The following is a 2526-nucleotide window of genomic DNA, read 5'->3' as shown; positions in this document are numbered from 1 at the left end:
AGGCCGAGGGCCCGGATCTCACCGAGATCCGGGCCCTTCGCATTTCCGCGTTCCTGTTGTGCGTCGGTTGCTTACATGATTACCTTCGATCAAGGATCTTCGCTGGAAGGGCGGGCCATTGATCGTCGAATACATCCGCTACCGCGTTCCCGAGGAGCGGTCGGCAGACTTCGAGGCCGCCTACCGGCGCGCCGCGGTGCCCCTCGGCGACGCTCCCGAGTGCGTCGACTACGAGCTCACCCGGTGCGCGGAGGAGGCCGGTCGCTACATCCTCCGGATCACCTGGACCTCCGCCGAGGACCACCTCGGAGGCTTCCGGAACGGCCCGAACTTCGCGGCCTTCTTCGCTGAGATCCGGCCCTACGTCTCCGACATCGAGGAGATGCGCCACTACGAGCCGACCGATGTCCGCGGGCAGGGGGCCTCGGTGCCGACCCTGTACGACTGGGCCGGCGGAGCCGAGGCGTTCGAGCGGCTCACCGAGGTGTTCTACGGGCACGTGCTGAAGGATGAGCTCATCGGCCCGCTGTTCGCCGGTATGGACCCGCGCCACCCCACCTACGTCGCCATCTGGCTGGGTGAGGTCTTCGGCGGCCCCGACCGCTACACCCGGGAACGCGGGGGATACGCCCACATGCTCTCCCAGCACCTCGGCAGGGGCATCACCGAGCGGCAGCGCCGCCGATGGGTGAATCTCCTCCTGGACGCCGCCGACGAGGTCGGCCTTCCCGGAGACCCGGAGTTCCGCGCGGCGTTCCTCGGCTACATCGAGTGGGGGACCCGTCTGGCGTTCGCCAACTCCCAGCCGGGAGCCGCCCCGGCGGCCAAGGCCCCGGTGCCGCACTGGGGATGGGGCGTGGCGCCGCCCTACACGCCTCGCGGATGAGCGGCTAGCGTGCCGGTGTGGATGACATGTCCGGACCGCTCCTGCGCTGGCGGGTACGCAGGGAACTCCCCGTCCTGAAAGGCGTCGCCGCCCTCGGCTTCGCCCTGCTCACGGTGCTGAACCTCGGGGATCCACGCGGTGTGATCCTGGCGGGCGTCGCGACCCTGGCGGCCGCCGCCCTCGCCCTGCGCGACGTCCTGGCTCCGGTACGGCTCAGTGCCGACGGCCACGGACTCGTCGTGGTGAAGGGGTTCGCCGGCTCCGAACGGGTGCCGTGGAGCGCGGTCGAGCGGATCCGGGTGGACACACGGACCCGCCTCACCTCTCGTACGGAGTTCCTCGAGATCGACACCGGCGACGGGATCTTTCTGCTGAGCCGTTTCGACCTGGGAGTGCCCTGCCAGGAGGTCGCCGACCGGCTGTGCACCCTGCGGAGCGGCCACTGAGCCCTTCGGCCCGCAACCTCCAGGGTGTGGGACCCTCGCGGTGCCCGGGCTCCCGCGCCCGGGAAACGCGTCAGCGGTGGAGGGTACGGCTCACGCCGGTGCATGCGCGAAGACGGGGACCGCCGCCCCTCTCCGGCGTGGACTTCTCCAGTTCCCCCAGCAACGCGGCCGCCGTGTGCGCGTCGGCCAGGATCTGGGTCACCTCCTCGTCGGTGGCGGGAAGCTGGCCCCTCTTGGCGAGCTCGTCGCGGAGGAACGTGAACGGCTGCGGGTGGCCGGCCGCCTCGGCGGCCACCGTCGCCCGGGCCGCGGTCAGCAGGCGCAGGTAGTGGGACCGGAGCAACGCCTCACGCATCCGCATCTCCTCAAGGTCGCTCAGCAGGGATCTGGCGACCATGAGGAGGTCCTCAGGGTGATCGGCCTCCGCGTCGATGTGCGCGCGGATGTCGTCGAACTCCGAACGGGCCATGCTGCTCACCTCCATGGTGGAGTCAGGATCCTGACCCTCGTCCCTTGTCATATAGAGCGGCGATTGCGGACGGCTTGACGTCCGCTTGCGCGTGCCCGCGTCCTTCCGCTCACGTTTGGGACGCACGACCCTCGGGGATGGTTGGCAAGTTGTCCTTGTGGTCTCTGGGGCCTGCTAATGTTCTTCCTGCGGGGCAACGAGCCCCCGGGAACCGCAAGGTCCCGGGCGGGCGAGATGCCCGGCACCTCCCTCACACTGAAACCGACATTTCGGCTGTGTCCGCATGATTGGACATGAACCAGATGTTGGAGTAAGTTAGAGGGGTTGCCCTGGAGACAGGGTGGTCGAGATCCGGGTGGATCCGGCGGGTGCGGGTCGGCTGAAGCGAAAGCGACAGTTTGACACAAACCAGGCGGAACTGCTAAGATTGAGACGCGAAACGAATGCCCCGGAGAGCGGATCGATGATCCGGTTCGACGGTGAACGCGTCCGTTTCTTGAGAACTCAACAGTGTGCTAAAAGCCAGTGCATGATGCACAACCCCGTCCCACCCGCCTTCGGTGGGAGGACGGATTCCTTTGGTTGATGCAGCCGCCCTGTTGCAGGGGTGGATGCTTTCAGCCGGGAGAGACTGTTCAGACATTGTTTGGAGAGTTTGATCCTGGCTCAGGACGAACGCTGGCGGCGTGCTTAACACATGCAAGTCGAGCGGAAAGGCCCTTCGG

At 67.4% G+C, this 2526-nt stretch carries 3 protein-coding genes and 1 rRNA gene; 3 read left to right on the top strand and 1 reads right to left on the bottom strand.

Translation table 11 applies throughout. From position 1 onward, the window contains the following. Window positions 1-118 precede the first annotated feature (118 nt). Window positions 119-886 (top strand): group II truncated hemoglobin, encoded by a 768-nt coding sequence (locus ACFYSC_RS04095; RefSeq protein ID WP_389956377.1) that lies wholly within the window; start codon window positions 119-121, stop codon window positions 884-886. Between the two features lie 26 nt (window positions 887-912). Beyond that, window positions 913-1332: a PH domain-containing protein gene (locus ACFYSC_RS04090; RefSeq protein ID WP_389957917.1), complete on the top strand. Its 420-nt coding sequence runs from the start codon at window positions 913-915 to the stop codon at window positions 1330-1332. A gap of 70 nt (window positions 1333-1402) precedes the next feature. Here ACFYSC_RS04090 and ACFYSC_RS04085 read toward each other — a convergent pair whose 3' ends face one another. After that, window positions 1403-1801 (bottom strand): hypothetical protein, encoded by a 399-nt coding sequence (locus tag ACFYSC_RS04085; RefSeq protein ID WP_389956374.1) that lies wholly within the window; start codon window positions 1799-1801, stop codon window positions 1403-1405. A 643-nt stretch (window positions 1802-2444) separates the two neighbouring features. On the opposite strand from ACFYSC_RS04085, the gene ACFYSC_RS04080 reads away from it, so the two are divergent. Next, window positions 2445-2526, top strand: a 16S ribosomal RNA gene (locus ACFYSC_RS04080); the annotation flags it as partial.

The organism is Streptosporangium sp. NPDC004379, from assembly GCF_042873875.1.
Classification (GTDB): Bacteria; Actinomycetota; Actinomycetes; order Streptosporangiales; family Streptosporangiaceae; genus Streptosporangium.
Note: the sequence above shows the minus strand (reverse complement) of the source record. Positions and strands in the feature narration are given on the sequence as shown.